16 protein-coding genes and 1 pseudogene are annotated in these 21,014 nt (G+C 61.2%); 10 read left to right on the forward strand and 7 right to left on the reverse strand.

The window, feature by feature from the left end; genetic code table 11:
- The first annotated feature begins 149 nt into the window (after positions 1–149).
- The 5 genes from BFP96_RS03555 (at position 150) to BFP96_RS03575 (ending at position 6,182) form a co-directional block, all read left to right on the forward strand.
- Positions 150–608, forward strand: coding sequence for an Hsp20 family protein (locus tag BFP96_RS03555; RefSeq protein WP_065935591.1), 459 nt, complete (start codon positions 150–152; stop codon positions 606–608).
- A 341-nt stretch (positions 609–949) separates the two neighbouring features.
- Positions 950–1,165: a hypothetical protein gene (locus BFP96_RS03560; RefSeq protein ID WP_065935592.1), complete on the forward strand. Its 216-nt coding sequence runs from the start codon at positions 950–952 to the stop codon at positions 1,163–1,165.
- Positions 1,166–1,681: 516 nt separating this feature from the next.
- Positions 1,682–4,369 carry a phosphoenolpyruvate carboxylase gene (locus BFP96_RS03565; RefSeq protein WP_065935593.1) on the forward strand — a complete coding sequence of 896 codons (2,688 nt, stop codon included), beginning with the start codon at positions 1,682–1,684 and terminating at the stop codon, positions 4,367–4,369.
- Between the two features lie 76 nt (positions 4,370–4,445).
- Positions 4,446–5,501, forward strand: coding sequence for an NAD(P)-dependent oxidoreductase (locus BFP96_RS03570; protein ID WP_065897938.1), 1,056 nt, complete (start codon positions 4,446–4,448; stop codon positions 5,499–5,501).
- Between the two features lie 27 nt (positions 5,502–5,528).
- Complete coding sequence (locus BFP96_RS03575) at positions 5,529–6,182, forward strand: RraA family protein (RefSeq protein WP_065897939.1); 654 nt, start codon at positions 5,529–5,531, stop codon at positions 6,180–6,182.
- Between the two features lie 91 nt (positions 6,183–6,273).
- On the opposite strand, the gene BFP96_RS03580 is transcribed toward BFP96_RS03575, so the two are convergent.
- The 3 genes from BFP96_RS03580 to BFP96_RS03590 form a co-directional block, all read right to left on the reverse strand.
- Positions 6,274–6,837 (reverse strand): cytochrome b, encoded by a 564-nt coding sequence (locus tag BFP96_RS03580; protein ID WP_065885604.1) that lies wholly within the window; start codon positions 6,835–6,837, stop codon positions 6,274–6,276.
- Between the two features lie 96 nt (positions 6,838–6,933).
- Positions 6,934–8,388, reverse strand: coding sequence for an aldehyde dehydrogenase family protein (locus BFP96_RS03585; protein WP_065885606.1), 1,455 nt, complete (start codon positions 8,386–8,388; stop codon positions 6,934–6,936).
- 42 nt (positions 8,389–8,430) lie between these two features.
- Positions 8,431–9,807, reverse strand: a complete 1,377-nt coding sequence (locus tag BFP96_RS03590) for an aspartate aminotransferase family protein (protein ID WP_065891984.1) — start codon at positions 9,805–9,807, stop codon at positions 8,431–8,433.
- A gap of 214 nt (positions 9,808–10,021) precedes the next feature.
- Here BFP96_RS03590 and BFP96_RS03595 point away from each other — a divergent pair, with 214 nt between their 5' ends.
- Positions 10,022–10,984: a helix-turn-helix domain-containing protein gene (locus BFP96_RS03595; protein WP_065935594.1), complete on the forward strand. Its 963-nt coding sequence runs from the start codon at positions 10,022–10,024 to the stop codon at positions 10,982–10,984.
- Between the two features lie 34 nt (positions 10,985–11,018).
- On the opposite strand, the gene BFP96_RS31645 is transcribed toward BFP96_RS03595, so the two are convergent.
- From BFP96_RS31645 to BFP96_RS03605, 3 genes and pseudogenes are all read right to left on the reverse strand, one after another.
- Positions 11,019–11,774, reverse strand: coding sequence for a methyl-accepting chemotaxis protein (locus BFP96_RS31645; RefSeq protein WP_370737769.1), 756 nt, complete (start codon positions 11,772–11,774; stop codon positions 11,019–11,021).
- Between the two features lie 102 nt (positions 11,775–11,876).
- Positions 11,877–13,157 (reverse strand): annotated as a pseudogene (locus tag BFP96_RS31650) (HAMP domain-containing protein); the annotation flags it as partial.
- 104 nt (positions 13,158–13,261) lie between these two features.
- Positions 13,262–14,752: an MFS transporter gene (locus BFP96_RS03605; protein WP_065891981.1), complete on the reverse strand. Its 1,491-nt coding sequence runs from the start codon at positions 14,750–14,752 to the stop codon at positions 13,262–13,264.
- Between the two features lie 264 nt (positions 14,753–15,016).
- Here BFP96_RS03605 and BFP96_RS03610 point away from each other — a divergent pair, with 264 nt between their 5' ends.
- From BFP96_RS03610 to BFP96_RS03620, 3 genes are all read left to right on the forward strand, one after another.
- Positions 15,017–16,465, forward strand: coding sequence for an APC family permease (locus BFP96_RS03610; protein ID WP_065935596.1), 1,449 nt, complete (start codon positions 15,017–15,019; stop codon positions 16,463–16,465).
- An 83-nt stretch (positions 16,466–16,548) separates the two neighbouring features.
- On the forward strand, positions 16,549–17,970 hold the full coding sequence (locus BFP96_RS03615) for an aldehyde dehydrogenase family protein (RefSeq protein WP_065891979.1): 1,422 nt from the start codon (positions 16,549–16,551) through the stop codon (positions 17,968–17,970).
- 89 nt (positions 17,971–18,059) lie between these two features.
- Positions 18,060–19,382 (forward strand): hypothetical protein, encoded by a 1,323-nt coding sequence (locus tag BFP96_RS03620; protein ID WP_065891978.1) that lies wholly within the window; start codon positions 18,060–18,062, stop codon positions 19,380–19,382.
- Between the two features lie 26 nt (positions 19,383–19,408).
- Here the strand turns inward: BFP96_RS03620 and BFP96_RS03625 are convergent, their stop codons facing one another.
- On the reverse strand, positions 19,409–20,167 hold the full coding sequence (locus BFP96_RS03625; RefSeq protein ID WP_065935597.1) for an IclR family transcriptional regulator: 759 nt from the start codon (positions 20,165–20,167) through the stop codon (positions 19,409–19,411).
- Positions 20,168–20,469: 302 nt separating this feature from the next.
- On the opposite strand from BFP96_RS03625, the gene BFP96_RS03630 reads away from it, so the two are divergent.
- Positions 20,470–21,014: thiamine pyrophosphate-binding protein (locus BFP96_RS03630; protein WP_256548742.1), on the forward strand; the 545-nt coding region annotated here is incomplete at its 3' end.

Genomic DNA, 21,014 nt, shown 5'->3' on the forward strand with positions numbered 1-21,014 from the left:
CCCCGCCGTTCCTGCGAGAGCGATATCCGCCAAGAAAAATTTTTTTCCGCCCTCTTGAAATCCTTTTGTGCGTCCATAAATTTTTGATCACGCGATGCCGAATGCGGGTCGCGTCCTAAATCACTTGGAGAAACTCAGGAGATTTTAAAATGGCTACTACCCTTTCGTTGGCTCCACTGTTCCGTCAATCGGTGGGCTTTGATCGCTTCAATGACCTGTTCGAGTCGGCGCTGCGCAGCGAGGCTCCGAATTCCTATCCACCTCACAACGTTGAAAAGCACGGTGAGGACGCCTACCGGATTGTCATCGCAGTGGCTGGCCTGACCGAGGAGGATCTGGATATCCAGGTCGAACGAGGTGTATTGACGGTTTCCGGCGGCAAACGCGAAACCGACGAGAAGGTCGCTTACCTGCACCAGGGCATCGCCCAGCGTGCTTTCCGGTTGTCGTTCCGCCTGGCGGACCACATCGAAGTGCGCGGCGCGGCCTTGAACAACGGGCTGCTGAGCATCGACCTGCTGCGCGAGGTGCCTGAAGAGGCCAAACCCAAGCGCATCATGATCGGTGGCGAGGCCAAGCCCGAGCTGCGTCAGGTCAGTTTGCAGTAAGGCAATCGGCGGTAGAAAGGCGCTCTTCGGAGCGCCTTTTTTGTATGCGCGCAGAGTAGCAGCGACACGGTCGCGGCCTGCGCGACCATTCATTTTGAACTGCCTGCACCGCAGAGTGCCGAAACTCTACAACCTGGAGGAATCAGCCATGACCGAAGAAAAGCCCAAGGAACCCGAAGAGCAAACGCCGGCGCACTCCACCGAAGAGGAGCGTGAGCGACTGAAGGATTTCAACAAGGACGGTATCCCGCCGGGCGCGTGCTGAAGGGCACTCTCACGTTCTGTCTGAATAGCCCAACTTAGCCCTGTGCGCAACCGCGCTAGTGAAATAGAGGTGATTTATGGTCGATGACAATAACGGTCCCGCAGCGCCCTATCCCGGACCGGAAAAACAAGTGCCCGACCTGGGCGAGGGTCACGCGTCAGGCCTGGAGCAAGCTGAATCCGAGCCCAAGCAGGGCACAGGCGAGAAGCCGGAAGATTGGAACCCCCCGCCGGGCAATCCCGGATCGGATCAGGACGCCCAGACCGACCGTAACAATGGCGGTGCGAAGTAGTTCATCCCACAGCATGAACTGACAAAACCCGGCCAAGCGCCGGGTTTTTCTTTTGCAGGCAGGAAGGATGTCTGCTCCCTGAGTAGGAAATGGTGTTCATGAAGAATTATTTAGGTTGCGCCCGCAGGTGATTCCTACTCGATATTCCCCTCGGCTCAGCCGGTTTTCGTGCCTGCAGATTAATGTCAAGTAATCAGCACGTTAGAAAATATGCAGGCAGTTAACCGGACTTCAGTGCCGTTATTTTTATTAGCTTCCTATCTTTATTTTCAAGTTGGCTATTCCAAAAAGGTCTTTTGTGGAGAAATCCAAGCCATGTTTTATTGCGGGCGGATGTAACAATTTGTTTCAGTTTTCTGCCGTTTTTCGGTACCGGCTAGGGGGCTTTCTGTCGGCGAACAGGTAATTTCCGTTCGTTGCGACGCTGTGGGTTAAGCCTGGGACATTGATGATTTTGCGTGTGTCTGTCCGGCGCACTGCAAACAAGGGATTTGACAATTATCGAGGCTTGAACCCATGAATCATGTGATCAATTCCATACTGGAAAATGCATCAACTCGCCCCTCAATCGGCCATACCAACCCCGCGCTACTGCATGACGTTCTATGGCGAGCATTGGAGCACGCACTCAAGGCCAACACGGATGATGCTTCCCAAGCCCCGCACACTCGCGCCTGCCTGAGAATCTATGCTGAAATCGATACGCTGTCGTATCTGGACAAGGGTGATTCGAAATTGGCCGCTGCCCTGGGCAAGGCGTTCTTTGAATCCCGTTCCAGCAAGGACGTCGAGGCGTTCTGGAAGTTGTTGCTGATCAAGCAACTGCTGTTCGAATTGTCGGTCAGGAGCGTGGCGACCCAGATTGCGTCCCAGGCCAGCCTGCCTCGTCAGTTGCTCACGCTTGACCCGCAGTTGATTACAGCGCCTGCGGGAGTAAATATCAGCCTGGGAGTGCTGTGCAAAGAGACTGACCAGCTCAAGCATTCCGTTGTGCTGGTCTTGCAGAAACTGGCCCAGCACGTCGAAGACCGTGGCCTCAAAAAGCCTCAAGTCACTGCGCAGCTCTTGCTGGAGCTGTACAACGCCGTGTGGTCGGGCAGTAATGGCACGGATATCGAATCACAGATTTTTTACGCCGACAGTGTGTATGACGCGTTGCCCGACGTGCATCACGCCCTGGGCCTGGCGCCGCAGGAAAAATGGCTGACCTTGTTCACCTGGTTATACGGCGACAAGGATGGCCGTCCTTATGACACCAACCAGCACACCGAAACCCTGGTGCTGGCGCTGGAAACGGCGCTGCGCAATCGCTACATCGCCGATATCGACAGCCTGATCAAGGACGGCGGCGCACGGCACCGCCTTGAAGAGATTCGTGCCCGTGTGGGCCGGGATCATCCCGAGCATTTCGAGCGTCCCGCCGAACTGATAGATGCACTGAGCAGCATTCGTTTTACCCAGCCGGCCGCCATCGACCGTCTGCTGCTGCGGGTGCATGCGTTTGGCTTTCACTATCTGGATATCGAGTTTCGTGAAAACGCCGAGATGTTCAGCAGCGTGGTCGATGAGATTCTGTCCAGCCAGTGGCTGGAAACCATTGGCCTGGGCCAGGGCCGGCACTATCACGAACTGGATGAGCGTGCGCGTCAGGCCGCACTTGAGGTCGCGCTGGAAGGCGGATCGGCCCAGACGCCCGCTGGCCTGTGGCAGGAGTATCTGCAACGCACCACGCCGCTTTACACCCGCAAAGTCGAGCAATACGCCGGCCAGGATTACATTGCGCTGATGGAGCAGGACCCAAGCTATATCCGCATGCACGATGCGCGCAACGCGGTGGAACGGTTTGAAATGATCGACCATTATCGCGACCGCATGAAAATCCACGGAATCGCCGAGTACACCTCGGCCCTCAGCGCGCTGGAGGTGCTGTTTCTGATGAAAGCGGCCCAGGTGCGGGATGGGATCGACATCGCCCTGCAACCCGAAGACCTGGCAGGTGCCGAGCGCACGCTGGCCACCGTGCATGAGGTGTACGAAAACCCGGTGTACCGCCAGCACCTGGCAACGCGCGGCAACCGCCAATACATCACGTTTGGCCCCAGCGACACGGGCAAGCAGGGCGGCAAGGCCATGCACAAACTGAACATGGCGATTGCCAACCAGCACAAGCTGATCGCGGCCCGTTATGGCATCGAGGTGGTCGTCCACGTCATCATGGGCGGGGAACACGCACGGTGTAATGGGGTGATCGCCGAGACCTTGCAGGAGTTCGGCGCGCTGGAGGGCCCGGAAACCCGCTTCATGCTGGCCGGCTGCGCGGAGATGCGCGCGCATCTGCTGACCCGCAACCAGTCCGTCAACTTTCTCAGCCAGTTGTACCGTATGCACGCCGAGCCCCAGCCGCAGCTGTCCGAGGAGGTCATTGCCGGCAGGATTCAACGTTGGGGGGACGTGGTGCGCCGCTACCAGGCGACGTTCTTCGAGCATCCTGCGCTGCCTTCCCTGCTGCGCGACCTGGCGCGATTCGATGTGGTCAGGGCCACCGCCAAAGGCACCCGGCCGCCTTCTCGTATCTTCAACATCAAGGTGTTCGAGTCGCGCCCCGATGCCATTCGTGCGATTCCCTGGACCCGCGCCTTGCTGGCCGGTGGGTTGCACAGCGAACTGATCGGCGTCGGGCAGTTCGCGCCAGCGCCGGCAACGCAGCTGTCGAAGGCTTTTAACGAGGATGAGAGCTTTCATACCTATGTCAAAGGGATGGCCTACGCCATTGCGCGAACCGACCTCAAATGCGCCTGGCTGACCCTGACCGGCAGCATTCCGGAGAAGGCCCACATCCTGGCGCTGGCGCAGGCCTTGAAGACTGAAGCTGTCGGCACGGCCGAACAGTTGCTGGCCAGCCTGCACCTGGAAGTGATTGAAGGTAAGCGCTTCGTGTTCAAGGCCACCACCGGTACCGAGCCGGCGGACCCATGGAAAATCAAGGAAAACAGCGTGCTCAACCTGTGGCCCAGTCTCAAGGCCGAGGTCTACCGCAAGGAAAAGAACCTGCGAATCTATCGGTTGTTCCTGATCTACGCCAAAAGCAATCCCTCGTTCATCCAGTCTTCATCGCTGAATGATTTCTACAGCGGGTTCCTCGCGGCCGTGAGTACCGACGCGGGCCTGGTCGATCCTGCAAGTGCGCACCATTTCACCTGGTGATTAACCCGATGGTTAACCCCGATGCCTGGGGCAACCCGGGTATCGGCAGGCGCTACCCTCCAAGAGGATCAACGGTATGACATTGACCACCCTGATACTGGATGCCCCCGGGCCGCCGTTACTGTTTGAGGAAGTCGATCGCTTTCTCGAACGGGGCCTGGGCGTCACCCTCAACCTGCACTATTTCGCGGACAAAGAGCGCATTCGGCAGCACTACGGCACGCGCATTGACTATGCCGAGATCAACTGCCATGACGAGCCTGGATTTATCGCCGCCGTGAGTCAGGCCGGGGGTTACAGCGTGTTCAAGACGCGCCTGAACATCCCCCTGGGCGCCGGCCTGATCCGAGCCGCCACCTCGTCGGCGCTGGCCACGCCACTGCGCGCCATTGCCCAGGCTGGCACAGGGGTCAATCATATTGATCGGCTGGCGTGCGAGCAGTGCGGCGTGGTGATCCTTAATACGCCGGGCTCCAACGCGGCCGCTGTTGCCGAGTACGTCCTGGCCCAGGCGCTGTTTCTGTCGCGCGACCTGGATGACTACAACGCCGAAACGCACAACGGCCATTGGGCAAAAGGCACCTTGGCACCTGCCTCCGAATACGCCGAACTGACGCTTGGGCTGGTGGGCACAGGCAGCATTGCCCGGCAGGTGGCGCGCAAGGCTGCGGCGCTGGGCATCAAGGTGATCGCCACCGGGTCCGAACGTTTTACCGAACCGGTAGCGCACAGCCTCGGACTTGAACGACGCGCAGGTCTTGAACAGTTACTGGCCGAGGCGGACATCGTCTCGATCCACGTACCGCTCACCCCCCAGACCCGAGGCTTGTTCGGCACTGCTGAGTTCCGGCAGATGCGCCAGGGCTCAATCCTCATCAATACCGCGCGCGGCGGGATCGTCGACGAGCAGCAATTGGCCGCCTTCATGCGCCAGTTTCCCAGGCACGTCAAAGCCGTGGCCATCGATACCTTTGCCCTGGAAAAAGACCGTTTCGCCTCGCCATTGACCGCTATTGCCAATGCGCAATTGACGCCGCACATCGCCGGCAATACCAGCACGGCAATCCGGACGGCGTCACGCCAGATCGTCGACAAAATCCACGCATTCAGTGCCGCCGCCACCGCGCGTTAACCCACAGGACACAAGGAAGGCCCCATCATGCAAACCTCTATTTTTACCCGTCTTGACGCCCTGAGCTGCACCGACCTCAGCGATGCGATGGACCGCCTCAATATCGTTTGCCAATGCACCGACATCATGCCCCTGGACCGCACGTTCAAGCTCACGGGCAAAGCCTGGACCCTGCGCTACGGCCCTATTGGCCTGGACGGTGGTTCGGTGGGTGATTACATCGATGACCTCGAAGCCGGCCAGGTGGTGGTGATCGACAATCAGGGACGGCAGGACACCACCGTGTGGGGGGATTTGCTGACCTCGACCGCCTCGCGCCAACACTTGGCCGGCACGGTGATTGACGGCATCTGCCGCGACGTTGACCGTGCGCTGGAACTCGGCTACCCGATCTTTTCCCGAGGTAACTGGATGCGCACCGGCAAGGACCGCGTGCGTGTCGAAGCGATCCAGGCACCCGTGACGCTGGGCGGCGTGCGGGTACAACCCGATGACTGGTTGCGCGGTGATGGTGATGGCCTGGTGGTGATTCCATCCGGTTCACTGAGCCAGGTGCTGGCGGTGGCCGAAGAAATCCACCAGGCCGAAGAGCATATTCGTGCGGCGATCGAGGCGGGCGTGCCGTTACGCCAGGCCCGCGCCGATTACGGCTACCACGCCTTGCAGACGCCGCGCCGCTGACAGCCCAACGACAGAAGCCGCAGTGGACGCGGCTTTCGTCTTGGGTACAACTGCCGGCCTCATCGCAGACGCGTGCCCGGGATGTATCCGTTCACAGCATGCGGCGCAGTACGTCGTTGCGAGGGTCGCGGTCGAACAAGCGGTGTTTGAGCGCGCCCGCGATATGCAGCACGATCAGGACCAGCAAGGTATAGGCCAGGACTTTGTGCAGCCATTGGAATACCACAAACCAGTTGTCATTCTTCGGCAGCAGCTCCGGCAGGTTCACGCCGAAAAAGAACACGCCGTCGCTCATGGTGAAGGTGCTCGACATCGAGTACCCCATCAGCGGCACGGCCACGATCAGTACGTACATGGAGCGTTGTACGAACCGTGAGAGGAATCGCTCATGCGCCGCCAGTGTGAGCGGTGGCTGCGGAAGGGCGGGGGTGCGAACACGCAGGGCGATCTGTACCAGCACCAGCAGAAACGCCAGCACGCCGAACGATTTGTGCCACGGGTAGTAGAGGGTGAATTTACTCACGACTTCATCATCAAGCCCGGTCATGTGCCAGCCGGCCCAGAGCAGCCCGGCTATGACGACGGCACGCACCCAGTGCAGGATGCGCAGGGACACGGGATACCGATCGATTGCCGTTTGTGTTTGGTTGTTCATCGCAGTCTCTTTATTGATCATCAAGGCGTCGAAACGCACGGCTGAATCCCACCCTCTGCGACCAGGGCCGAGAGGGTGGCAGGTGCAGTGACTGTTCTAGGCAGGCAGCAGCACGGTGATCACTTTCTCCTCGGTGTAGGCCAGCGCGCCGCTGATTCCGCCTTCGCGGCCAATACCGCTGGCCTTGACGCCGCCCCACGGCAGGTTGGCGTCCAGCGGGCTCCAGCAGTTGACGCCGATAGCGCCGGCCTTTACCGCTGCAGCCACGCGGTGCGCGCGCGCAAGGTCAGTGGTCCACACCGTGGCGGCCAGGCCGTAGGCGGAGTCGTTAGCCAGTGCCACGGCCTCTTCTTCGCTGTCGAAGGTGATCACCGTGCCGACAGGGCCGAAGATCTCGTCCTGGGCGATCGCCATGTCATTGCGGGCATTGGCGAAAATCGTCGGACGCACGAACCAGCCCTGGTCAGGGGTGGATACGCCGCCGGCCAGCAGCGAGGCGCCTTGGTCGATACCCAGCTGGATGTAACGGTTGACGCGATCAAATTGCGCTTTCTTGGCCACCGGCCCCATCTGGATGTCAGGCTGGCGAGGGTCGCCGACCTTGATCGAGCGAGCGGCCTCGGCCAGGGCGGCCGCGAAGCGTTCGGCGAGGCTGCGCTGGACCAGGATGCGCGAGCCGGCGGCACAGATCTGCCCCTGGTTGACGAACAAACCCAGGGTGCAGCCGAACAATGCATCGTCGAAGGGCGCATCGTCGAACACAATCTGCGGGCTCTTGCCGCCCAGTTCCAGGGCCACGCGCTTGAACAGCACACCCGCAGTGCGCTGGATCTCACGCCCGGCCTCGGGGCTGCCGGTGAAACTGATCTTGGCCACATCCGGGTGTTCGCACAGGGCCCGACCGACCTGCGCACCGTAACCGGTCACCACGTTGATCACGCCGTCAGGAAATCCCGCTTCCTGCGCCAGCGCCGCCAGGTGCAGGGCCGATTGCGGGGTTTCTTCCGAGGGCTTGATCACCACGGTACAGCCTGCCGCCAGCAATGCGGCGAGCTTCCACACGGTGATCATCAGCGGTGAGTTCCACGGCACAATCGCGCCCACCACGCCTACCGGCTCGCGGACGGTGTACGAGAGGGTCTTGCGACCGAAGTAGCCGCCGGTGGGAATGGTGCGCCCTTCAAGCTGATTGGCCCAGCCGGCGGCCGCGCGCAGGTTGGCGATGGCGTTGGGCAGGTCCATCCGGCGCGGTTCGAGCGGTGAGCGGCCGATGGCGTCGGCGTCCATGTCGGCCAGTGATTCGCTGTCGCGTTCCACCAGGTCGGCGAGTTTGGATAGCAGCCGACCGCGCTGGGCGCCGTCAAGCTGGCTCCAGGCGCCACCTTCCAGTTGGGCGCGCGCCGCTGCCACGGCACGGTCGACATCGTCGGCGGTGCCGCTTGCGCAACTGCCGTATACCTGTTCGGTCACGGGGTTGATGAGGGGGATGCGCGCTCCGTCGCTGGCGTCGCAGGGCGCGCCCTGGATAAAGTGTTTCAGGTGCTCGGTCATGTGGGTGTCCATGCGTGATGGGAGGGGTTGGAGATGACGCACTCAGGCCTTGAGGGAGGCCAGGGCATCGCCGAAAATGTCCAACGCCTTGAAGAACAGCTCGCGCGTGATCGTCAGCGAAGGCATCACACGCATCACGTTGCTGTAACGCCCGCAGGGAATCATCAGTACGCCGTGGTTCATCAGGTAGCCCATGAGCTGGCCGATCTTGGCGCCTTCGAGCGGCGTCTTGGTGGCGGCGTCTTCAACCAGCTCGATACCGATCATCAGGCCGCGACCGCGAACTTCGCCGACGAACGGGCTGTTGAACCCGCGGATACGTTCCTGCGCTTCCAGGCCCAGGGTGTGGGCGCGATCGAGCAGGCCGAGTTCCGGGTCCTGCAGGATGCTGATATTGGTCAACGCCACGGCCGCAGACAGCGAGTTGGCGGCGAAGGTATTGGGCATCGAACCGTCGGGAATCTGTGCGGCGAGGTCCGCTCGCATGATCAGCCCGGCCATCGGCAGGTCGCTGCCAATACCCTTGCCGAAGGTGAGCATGTCGGGTTTGACGCCGGAGTGCTCGACCGCCCACATCTTGCCGGTGCGGCCCGCACCGGACTGGACTTCGTCAACGATCAGCAACGCGCCGGCGCGGTCGCAGGCCTTGCGCAACAGTTGCAGGAATTCGGGGGAGGGCGGCACGTAGCCGCCTTCGCCCTGCACCGGCTCCACAATCACGGCGGCCACGTCATCGGCGGCGGTGTAAGGGCTGTTCAGCAGGTAATCCACGTAGTCGCCGGCAATCTGCTCGGCACTTTTTTGCGTGGTGTCGAAGGGAAAACGGTAGGCATAGGGGTAGGGTGCGTGAATCACGCCGCCCATCATCGGGCCGTAGCCCTTGCGGTAGGCCGTGCCGGTGGTCAGCGCGCCCGAGGCGTTCCACACGCCGTGATAGCCGCCGTGGAAGGCGAGGATCTGGTGGCGCCCGGTGATGCGTTTGGCAAACTTGATGGCCGCTTCCAGCGCATCGCTGCCGCTTTGCGTGAAGAACGTGATGCAGTCGCCGCGCAAGCCATCGGGCGCGATCTCGGACATCTTGGCGGCCAGTTCGGTGCGGCGGGTGCTGTTGATTTCCAGGGCATGCATCAGCACTTCGGACTGTTCGCGGATGGCTTTTACCACCAGCGGATGACAGCGGCCGACGCTGCTGACGCCCACGCCTGCGGAAAGGTCGATGTAGGTGTTGCCGTCGGGGTCCTTGAAGGTCGCGCCGAACGCGCGGTCCATGGCAATAGGCATGCGACCGCCGCCGCGCGCCATCGATTCGGTACTCGCCGACAACGCCAGCGCTTCGCGGGTCAGCGGGCCGGGCAGGGTGCTGGAAATAATGTGCGGGGCATCCGCGAAATGCAGGGATTCTAGTTTGGACTCAATCATGACGCACTCTCTGGAATGTCGGTTTCAGTATGTGGATCATTCTCATAGAGAGTGCCTGTCCGTTAGCCCGAATCGGCAAATGATGAATCGGTCCATCGGCAGGTTCCGCCAAAGGCCCTATTTGAGAAGAAACTTCGCGGTAATTGATCTATGTGCGAATATTGCAAGGTAGCTTGAGATAAAAACAAAAATTGGCAGAGGCTTTTCGCACATTATGAAAAATCATCATATAAGCCATTTTCGCGATATCCACGTCCATGCGGCCAATGTCCAGGAGTGGAGCCAGGATTACAGCCAGTTGACGGCCGGTCCGGCCGAGAGTTCGTTGATGCAGCTGACCACTGCGCGTTGCCACGTGTTTCGCGAGCAGATCAACCAGCGGGTGGTGCAGCGCGGTGTGGCACCGCGAGGCAAGATGTGCTTTGCCGTGCCGATCAGTGTGCCGGGCTCGACGCGCATGCAGGGTCGCGAAGTCGATGACAGCAGCCTGTTCTTTCTGCAGGGGGGCGAGGAGTTCATGTTCCATATGCCGATGGGCATGGAACTGCTGTCCGTCACCTTCGAGCGCGAGTGGTTCGAGCAGGTACTGGAGCAAACGGCGTCGGCCAGTGAGATCAGTCGGTTGCTGCGCCAACCGGTGATCCGGGTGTCTGCGCAACGCTTCGCCCAGGCTCGGCTTGGATTGCTCGCCGTGCTCTCCCTGGCGGAGGCCGGCGAGGAACTCGACAGCGCGGGCGAGCAGGGGCTGGAGCGGGCATTGCTCGGTGAGTTGTTGCAATTGCTCACCGACCCGGCCTGCGACAAGCTCCAACGCAGCCCCAGTTCCACGCGCAGCTTCATTGTCGAGAAATGCCACCGACTGGCGACCGCCGAAAGAATCGACGTGCCCAGCGTCAACGAGTTGTGCCAACGCCTGCAGGTGAGTCGGCGCACCGTGCAGAACAGCTTCCGCTCGGTAGCCGAGACCACGCCGCTGAACTACTTGCGCTCTGTCCGGCTCAATGGCGTGCGTCGGACCCTGATGTGTACCCTTGCGTCCCGCCTCTCCATCGGTGATGCCGCCGCCCAGTGGGGTTTCTACCACCTCAGTCATTTTGCCGAGGAGTACCAGGCACTGTTCGCAGAGTTACCGTCCCATACCGTCCGCGCCGCCATCCCCGTCTGCGCGCGCGCGTGATGGCCTGCACGGCGGCGCAACGGCACGCCACGGGTTAAGCGCGGAACTGATCCATCAGTTTCATTTGCTGATTGGCCCGTTCGTTGAGCTGGCTGCTGATCTGCGCCGACTCGCCCGCCTGCTCGGTCAATGTCTCGGTGACACCGCGAATGGTCGAGACATTGCGATTAACCTCCTCGGCCACCGCGCTCTGCTCTTCTGCCGCGCTTGCGATCTGCAGGTTCATGTCATTGATCACCGTCACCGCTTCGCTGATTTTACCGAGCGCCTCCACCGCCTGATGGATCTGGCTGGCGTTGCTCTGGGCCTGAGTCTGGCTTGAATGCATGGTTGCCACCACGCCACGCGTGCTGGCCTGGATGCGCTCGATCACCAGGCGAATTTCCTCTACCGAGTCCTGGGTACGCTTGGCGAGGTTGCGTACTTCGTCGGCCACCACTGCGAAACCTCGGCCGCTTTCGCCGGCCCGTGCGGCCTCGATCGCGGCGTTGAGGGCGAGCAGGTTGGTCTGTTCGGCGATACTGCGGATCACTTCCAGCACCGAACCGATCTGTTCGCTGTTGACCGCCAGGGCTTCGACTTCCGTCACGGCCTTGCTGACTTCGCTGGCCAGTGCGTTGATGTCACGGGTGCTGCGCTCGATGATGGTGATGCCTTCCCTGGACGCCTGGTCTGCGCCCCGGGCCGCCATCGCTGCGTTTGACGCGCTGTTGGCGACTTCGTGGGCCGTGGCGCTCATTTCGTTGGACGCGGTTGCCAGTTGATCGATCTCGCGAAATTGCACCTGCATCCCTTCGCTGGTCTGGCGCGCGATGTGCGACGACTGGTCGGCGGTGCCGCGCGCAGCGATGATGCTCTGCTTGAGCTGCGCAATGGTGGGTTGCAGTTTGTCGAGAAACCGATTGAACCAGTTCACCAGTTCGCCCAGTTCATCTTTTTTGCGGTAATCCAACCGCTGGGTGAGGTCGCCGTCGCCGCTGGCAATCGCCTTGAGCATCCGAGCGACGCTGTTGATCGGGCGTGTCACACCGGAGGCGGTGAACCAGATGAGCAGCAAGCCCAGCAGCCCCGCACCGACGGCGACCAACAGTGACTCCAGGGTGTCCCGGGTTTGCGTCTGGTCAAGCAAGGTCTGCAGCTTCATCGAGTCCGCCAGCAAGACATCCTTGGGCAGGTCGATGGCCACTCCCCACGCCGGCGCTTCGGCGATGGGTGCAACGGGGTACACAGCGCGAATCAGCGCATCACCGACCAGCACCACCGGTTTTTGTTGCGTCAATGCCGCAAGCACGGCCTTGCCCTCATCCTTCAACGGAACGTCGATGTTTTTGCCGACCTGGCTCGCATCCGCGCTGTAGGCGGCAAGTACGCCACTGTCGGAAACAATCAGCATGCGCCCTGAACCGTTGAACAGGGTGCGCTGGGCATCGCTCGCGGCAGCTTGCAGGGCGCCGAGCGCGAGGTCGACCCCAAGGGTGCCGATCACCTTGCCATCGGCGATCAGGGGCATCGACAGCGTGGTCATCAGTTGAACCTGCCCGGCCTGGGTGTCGGCATAGGGGGCCATCAGGCAAGTGCGTCGCGTGTCTCGCGGGCAGGTGTACCAACTGTTGTAGGGCGTGCCGCTGATGCTCAACTCGGTCTTCTGCAAATCGCTTTCGGGAACCAGAATATTCATCGCTTGACCCGCGCCGCGATTCCAGGCGCTGGCAAAACGTCCGTTCTCGTTGGCGGCGCGTGCGGCGTCGTTGACGAACTCACTGTCTTTGCCATCCAGCGCATCAGGTTCGTACACCAGCCAAAGCCCGAGAATCTCGGGATTGCGTTCGAACGTGGTCTTGAGCGCCAGGTTAAGTTCTTCACGCAATGTCGCAGCCGCCAACCCCCGCTGGGCGGCCATGGTGCGCAAGCCGGCCGCCTGGTCGGAAAAAGCGGTGATGATCTGCCGGCTGCGGGCGAATTCGCCCTGCAGGTTCTTCGCCTGTTCCGCCGCCCTGGCCAGCAGCAGGGTCTTGCCGCTGTCAGTCAGCATCGTACTGCTCGAGGTGCTGATCAACTGGTTGTTCTGGTTGCCCTGGTAGAGATTCATGCCGACGATCAGACCGATCACGCCAAGCAGGCACAAACCCGACAAGAGGACGAATTTCAAACGGATGGAAAGGGCGTCGAGCATTGGGCTATCTCACTGGTAAACCGCGTGTTGATCGATCATCGGTTGGTGTGGCACCACCGACTTTTTTTATTGGATGTGTTACTGCATCGGCTGATGTCACTGATTCATGACACCCGGTTGCGTGGCCTGACCAGCAGCGCTGCCATCAACAGCAATGCCGCACAGGTGGCCAGTACGGCGACGAAACCCGCGTCGAACGCCGAACGGGCCGACCCGATCAGCATCGCCGCGTCCTCCGGCGCCAGCGTCGCGGCGACCACCAGCGCATCGTCGAGGCTCTCGAAGATCATGGGGTTCAGGGCCAGCCATGGCGCAATCGTCTGGCTCGCCGAGTAGGCGTAGATGGCCGATAACAGGCTGCCCGCCAACGTCACGCCTGCGGCGCCGCCCAGTTCAAAGGAGACTTCCTCAAGGGAGGCGGCCATGCCGGCTTTGTCGGCGGGCACGCTGAGCATGATCGTGCTGGACGCTGCGGTCAGTGCGGCGCCCATCGTAAGGCCCAGCAGCGCGAGGCTGACGATCTGCACTGGCACTGCGGCGTTGTGCGCCAGCAAGTAGGTCAGCATTGCGGCAGCCGAAAGCAGCAGCGTCCAGAACAGCATGCGCTGCTCTCCCAGGCGCGGCAGGTAATGCCCGGCTAGCGGCCCGGCGACGAACGAACCCAGCGGCAGCGGCAGGATGAACAGCGCCGCCTCCAGCGGCGACAGGTCCAGCACCAGTTGCAGGCGTTGGCTGAAGACCAGTTCCATGCCGATCAAGGCGGCGGCTGATACCACTGCCGAAATCACCGCATTTCTGAAGCCAGACGTGGAGAACAGCGACAGATCCAGCATCGGCTGATCGGCCCGCCGTTGACGTCGAATGAAAAGCGCCAGAAATAGCGTGCCCAGGACCAGTGCTATCAGCATGGCCTCGAAGGAGGGTTGCCGTTTACCCAGCTCCTTGACCGCATAAGCTACGCTGATCAAACCGATCATGACCTGCAGCGAACCCAGCCAGTCCCAGCGTGTCTGGCTATTTCCCGGATGATCGGGAATGGCTATCGCCCCCAGCAGCAAGGCCAACAGCACAATTGGCACATTGATCAGGAATACCGAACCCCACCAGAAATGCTCCAGCAACAATCCACCTACGACCGGTCCGAATGCGGCGCCCCCTGAAGCCACTGATGCCCATAGTCCGAACGCCATCGCCTGTTCGCGTCGGTCGGTAAACGTCAACCTTACCAGGGCCAATGTGGCGGGCATCATCATCGCCGCGCCCACCGCCAGGAACCCACGGGCAACGATCAAGACGCTGGCCGATGGCGAGAACGCAGCGATCAGCGAGAACAGGCCGAAAACGCTCAGGCCGCCGATAAACAGCCGTTTGTGCCCGAGACGGTCGCCGAGGGTGCCCATGCCCAACAGCAGGCCGGCGGCGATCAACGCGTAGATATTGATGATCCAGAGCTTTTGCGACGCCGTGGCGCTGAGCTCCCGCGTGAGTGTGGGCAGCGCGGTGTACAGCACCGTCATGTCAATGACGATAAGCAGCAGCGCGCTTGAAATGATGGCAAGTATCAGCCAGCGACGTTTGGAGTCGGTAAAGGGCATGGCTGGCGTCCGTAAAAGAGGGCTGGACCTAGCATGCCTGAATGCAGAAGGGCACCGTTATCCCAAATCGGCCGTGACTTTCGGGGCATTGCCGGTCGGGGGTGACGCCGGCGATGTTACCGATTTGGGATAGCGGGGTGTTCGTGGGCGGGCATAGGATCGAATACAGCGTGCAATCCCAAAAACAAAAGCGCTATCTGGTACCGATGGCGCCTTGATCGGTCCTATACCACAGCGACTGCCTCATACAATAAGGTTAATAAGATGAGTGTATCTATCCCGGTCAACAGCTCCACGGAGCTCAAGCGTGGCGCCTTGGGTGTCGGCTTTATCATCTTCTTCGTGATTTCGGCGGCGAGCCCGCTCAGCGTTATCGCCGGAGGTTTCCCGATTGGCATCATGCTGGGCAACGGTGCCGGCACCCCGGCGTTGTTATTGCTGGCCCTGGCCGTGCTGCTGGCGTTTTCGGTCGGTTACACCACCATGGCCAAGCATGTCACCAACGCAGGTGGTTTTTACGCCTTTACCTCGCGCGGCCTGGGTGGCCTGGCCGGAGGGGCGGCGGGCGTGCTGGCGATGTTTGCCTACAACATCCTGCAGGTCGGCCTCTATGGCATGTTCGGCGGCGTGGTCAGCGGCACCATGGAAAGCGTATACGGCTTGGTATTGCCCTGGTGGTCCTACTCGCTGATGGCGATGGTCAGCATCGCGATCCTGGGCTATCGCAAGATCGATCTGTCCGCCCGCGTCTTGTCGGTGGTCGTGATTGCCGAATACCTGGCGATCCTGACCCTGGATATTGCGATTCTCAAGACTGGCGGCGACAGCGGTGTCAATCTCGACTCGTTCACCAGCCAGCATGTGCTCAGCGGTACCCCGTCGATCGGCCTGCTGTTCTGCTTCGCGGCCTTTATCGGCTTCGAGGCCACGACGATTTACGGCGAAGAAGCGAAAAATCCGCACCGCACCATTCCGATTGCCACCTACAGCTCGGTGCTGCTGATCGGCGGCTTCTACGCGCTGTCGGTCTGGTCGATGGTGGTGGGCGTAGGTACGGATAAAATCGTGCCGATGCTGCAAGCCCTGCAGGACCCAACCACCTTTATCTACGGCATGTCGGACCACTTTGTCGGCCCATATCTGACGCAGATTATCCGGGTGCTGTTCATGGTCAGCATTTACGCCGGGATGCTGGCATTCCATAACGCCGCGGCGCGCTATTTCTACGCTATCGGGCGCGACGGTCTGCTGCACAGTCTGTTGGGCACCACCCACCGTGTGCACCAGAGCCCGCATATGGGCTCGGCGTTGCAAAGCCTGATCGCCGCCGTGGTGGTACTGATCTTCGCCGCGATGGATGCCGATCCGATCCTGCAACTGTTCGCCTGGTTCTCCAACCTCGCCACCTTGTGCGTGATCTTGCTCATGGCGATGACTTCGATCTCGGTGTGTGTGTATTTCCACCGGCACCCGGAACTCAATGTCGGCCTCTGGCGCGGGCGTATCCTGCCGATTTTCTCCAGCCTGGCCTTGCTGATGGTGCTGATACTGGCGGTGGTGCATTTCGATGTGCTCACCGGCGCCAGCCAGCTCTTGTCCTACGCACTGTGCGCGGTCATTCCAGCGGCGCTGCTGGGCGGCATTTTTCTCGCCGTGCGACTGCGCAAGGTCTCGCCGCAGCGCTTCCTGGCGCTGGGCAGCCACAAACTCTAAGGCATCAAGCGATACCGCCCCACTGCACACTGTTCGCTTGCCGTTGTCCGGCAAGGCTCGCCAGCGTTAAAGGAAGATGACACATGCACCACTACAAGATGCTTATCAATGGGATTCAGGTTGCCGGTGAAAACGGGCAGTTTGATGTGATCAATCCGGCTACCGGCGCCGCATTCGCCCAATGCCCGGCCGGCTCGCTGGCTCAATTGGACGACGCGGTGGCCGCCGCTCAAGTGGCCTTCAAGGCGTGGCGTCACGTTTCCCATGCCCAGCGCTGCGAGCGACTGTTGGCGATTGCCGAGAGTATCGAGCAGGGCGCCGATGAGTTGGCCCGGTTGATCGTGCAGGAACAAGGCAAACCGTTGGAACTGGCGTTTTCCGAAGTCATGGGCGCCGCCGCGTGGACCCGCTATGCGGCCGGGCAGCAGATTGAAGTGGAGCTGGTGGAAGAAACCCCGACCCAGCGCATTGAGCTGCACCGCAAACCCCTGGGTGTGGTGGCGTCCATCACGCCATGGAACTGGCCGTTCATGATTGCCGTTTGGCACATCATGCCGGCGCTGCGGGCCGGCAACTGCGTGGTCAGCAAGCCGTCGAGCCTGACGCCGCTGAGTACCCTGCGCCTGGTGGAAATCATTGCGAAGCATGTACCCAACGGTGTGATCAACTGCGTGACCGGCGAGCAGGGTTTCGGCAGTGCGATCACTTCGCACCCCGGCATTCAGAAGATTGTCTTCACCGGTTCCACCGCCACCGGCCAGAGCGTGATGCGCGGCGCTGCGACCAATCTCAAGCGCCTGACCCTTGAACTGGGCGGCAACGACGCTGCGATTGTATTGCCCGGCACATCGGTGGAAGAGGTCGCCGAGGAAATTTTCCAGGCAGCCTTCCTCAACATGGGCCAGACGTGCGCAGCGCTCAAGCGTTTGTACATTCACGAATCCCAATACGAGGCCTTCGCCGACGCGCTGACGCTGATTGCCCAGCGCCAGGTGGTGGGTGATGGCCTGGAGCCCGGCGTCAACTTCGGGCCGGTGCAGAACCTTGAGCAATTGCAGTTGGTTGAAGCCCTGGTCGCCGATGCACGGGATCAGGGGGCGCGGGTCCTGTGTGGCGGCGCCCGTCTGGACCGTCCGGGGTTCTTTTACCCACCGACATTGGTTGCGGATGTGACCGATGGCCAGCGTCTGGTGGACGAGGAGCAATTCGGCCCGGTGTTGCCGCTGATCGCTTACAGCGACGTCGAGGACGTGCTGCGCCGCGCCAACGCCGGTGACATGGGCCTGGGTGGCTCGGTATGGGGCCCGGATGTCGAGCAGGCGCAGGCGTTGGCCAGCCGCCTGGAAAGTGGCGTGGCCTGGGTCAACTGTCACGCCCGGATCCAACCGAATACGCCATTCGGCGGCAGCAAAATGTCCGGCTTCGGTGTCGAGTTCGGCCTCGAAGGGCTGTTGGAGTTCACCGGCCAGCAATTGCTGTTCGTCAATAAGCGCGCGGGCGAGTAACCCTCGGCCAACAGGGGCGCGGCGTCGCTGCACCCCTGTTGCCGCTATCTGAGACAGCCTTTAACGACGCGCTTCAAGGAGCTTCGATCATGCGCTACCCATCCACTTTATTCTTCGGCGGTACGCTGGCATGCAGCTTGACGCTCTGCGCCATCAGCCAGGCCCAGGCCTATGAGCTGTACAGCGATGACAGCCGCCATCTCAACGCAGACATGACTGCCGTATTCGGTATGTTCAACAGTCGCAAGAACTACAACGGCACGTCGGGCGGCTCAACCTGGCGTGAAGGCTTTATCAAATACGGCCTGAGCGGCGACCAGTCCCTGGCAGGCAACGGCACCGCCTACGGTGCGTTCGCCCTGCTCAGCTCCGCCACCTGGGGCGACGGCGACGCGGCCGGCAATACCCTGGGCACCGAACGCACCACCAAAATCGAAGACGCTTACCTCGGGTGGCGCTCCGGCGACCTGTTCCCGGCACTGGGCCAGGACGGCGTGGATATTTCCGGCGGGCGCCAGGTGGTCAAGCTCGGCAGGGGCTTCCTGGTCAACGATGACGGGCCGAACCTGGGCAAGGGCCCGGCCGATGGCGCGCTGAACCGGGGCGGTGCCTACTATCTGGCGGCGCGGCATGCGTTCGATCAGACCGCGTTCCTGCGCCTGGGTGGCAAGGACGGCCTGCATGGCAGTCTGTTGTGGCTCAAGTCCGACAACCGCGCCCAGGCCGAAACCGAAGTGGCCGCCGGTACCCTCGATTACACCACCAAGCCCGGCACCCTGGGGTTGACCTGGGTGCATGGCATCGATGTAAACGATCGCTGGGCCAGTGATTTTCAGCGCCAGCGCAAGGGTATGAATATCTACAGCGTGCGTGGCGAAGGCGACGCGGGCCTGCCCAATGTCAGCCTGGCTTTCGAATACGCCTGGCAGGACAAGGACAGCGGGCCGGAAAAAGCCTGGTACGGCGAAGCCGGTTACACCTTTGCCGATGTCGCCTGGGCACCCAAGGTCACCTACCGTTACGCCCGCTACTCACAAAAATGGGATTCGCTGTTCACCGGCCAAAGCACGGGCTACGGCACCTGGCTGCAAGGCGAAGTCGGCGGCAACTATTCCGGACCGTTCAACAGCAACACCCGCATCCATCATGTGGGCCTCAAGGCCACGCCGCTGGAAAACCTGACCCTGGGCGCGTTGTACTTCGACTTCGAGACCGTGCGCAAAAGCAATGCACTGAACCTCGATGCGCGGGAGCTGGACGTGTACGCCGAGTGGGCGGTCAACCCGCACCTGATCATCACGCCCCTGATCGGTCTCTACAAACCGAAACAGGACTCCACCACGGGCGGCAACCAGGCCGTCGGCAACGGCACCAATGTGTACAGCCAAGTGACCGTCGCCGTACCGTTCTGATCCACCCTGGCTGTCGCGTCTTGACCTCAGGACGCGGCGGCGCCCGGCTGATTGCGCATGTTCTCGGCAATCCGCCGGGTGGTGTCCATCACCATCTCGATCACGGTTTCCTGGCGCAGCAGCTTGAAGCTCTGGGTGCTGCCGACAGCGGACAGGCTGCCCACCACCTCGTCAATATCCGGCTGGATGATCGGCGCCGCGATGCCGGTCAGGCCCAGGTTCAGTTCATCGTGGGTCATGCAATAGCCGTCCTTGCGAATCTTCTTCGTGGCCTTGGAAAAGCTTGCCCAGTCGTAGGCACTGTCCGCATCGCCGGCCATGTGTTCTTCGAACAGGCGTTGCAGGCGACGGCCTTTCTGAAAGGCGATCAATACCTTCGATTGCGCGCCACGAAAAAACGGCAGCGGGTGCCCGCGCCCGAAGGAGAAGTGGTAAGTGTCGGTGGGTTCGGCGATGTAGGTGTTGATGATGCGTCCGTCATAGAAAACGCTGGCGAACACCGCAAGGCCGGTCTGCGCCGACAACTCATGCATCAGTTCGCGCCCGGCGAGGAGGATGGGGTCGTACTGGCGCATCATCCAGTCCAGCTCGATCACGCGCGGCCCCAGGCCATAGTTGCCGGCGTCCACGCGCGTCAGCAGCCCGGCGTCGCATAACTCCTTGACGTAGCGGTACGCGGTGGCACGCGACAGGCCCATGCGCTCGGCGATGGTGTCCGGGTCGATCTTCAACGTCTGTGGACCGATCAGATCCAGGACCCTCAACAACTTGTTCAGACTGCTCATTTCGTTCCTAGAGAAGGGGTTGCACGCGGGTATGCACTATAGGCGAAAACGCCCCGGATCCACTGTAGGAGCGAGCTTGCTCGCGAAAAACGTCAACGATAACGCGTGCCTCCTGAAGGAACGCGGTGCCTGTGAGTTTTTCGCGAGCAAGCTCGCTCCTACAGGTCATCACATTAACTTATCTCGATTTAAATATCGCATAAATCTCAATATAAGAGATCTATGATTAAAAATACTTGTCCTGTATGGTTTTATGTGTGATAAATCTCATCAAAGAAAACGCTCAAGTGAGAGGGCTGACAATGAATGGTGCGCAACTGATAGTGAATGCGGCAGCGGCAAGCGGTATCGAGTACTGCTTCGCCAACCCGGGAACCACCGAGATTCCACTGGTGGCCGCGATGGCCAGTGCACCCGCCCTCAAGCCGGTGTTGTCGTTGTTCGAAGGGGTGTGTACCGGTGCCGCGGACGGTTACGGCCGCATCGCCGGCAAACCGGCAATGACCCTGACGCACCTGGGCCCTGGCTTTGCCAACGGCATCGCCAACCTGCACAACGCACGGCGCGCCAACACGCCCATCGTCAATGTGATTGGCGACCACGCGTCATGGCACGTCAATTACGATCCGCCTTTGGCCAGCGACATCCAGGCCCTGGCCGGTACTGTGTCCAGTTGGGTACGCACCTCGCGCACCGCGTCGGGTGTGGGCGAAGACTTGCAGGAAGCCATGCGCGCCGCCTGGCAAGCCAAGGGCCAGATCGCCAGCTTGATCCTGCCCATGGACCTGCAATCCAATACCGTGACCCACAACGGCCAGTTCAGCCCGCTGCGTGCGCCGGTGCGGCG

This window comes from Pseudomonas sp. 34 E 7 (genome assembly GCF_900005715.1).
Classification (GTDB): Bacteria; Pseudomonadota; Gammaproteobacteria; order Pseudomonadales; family Pseudomonadaceae; genus Aquipseudomonas; species Aquipseudomonas orientalis_A.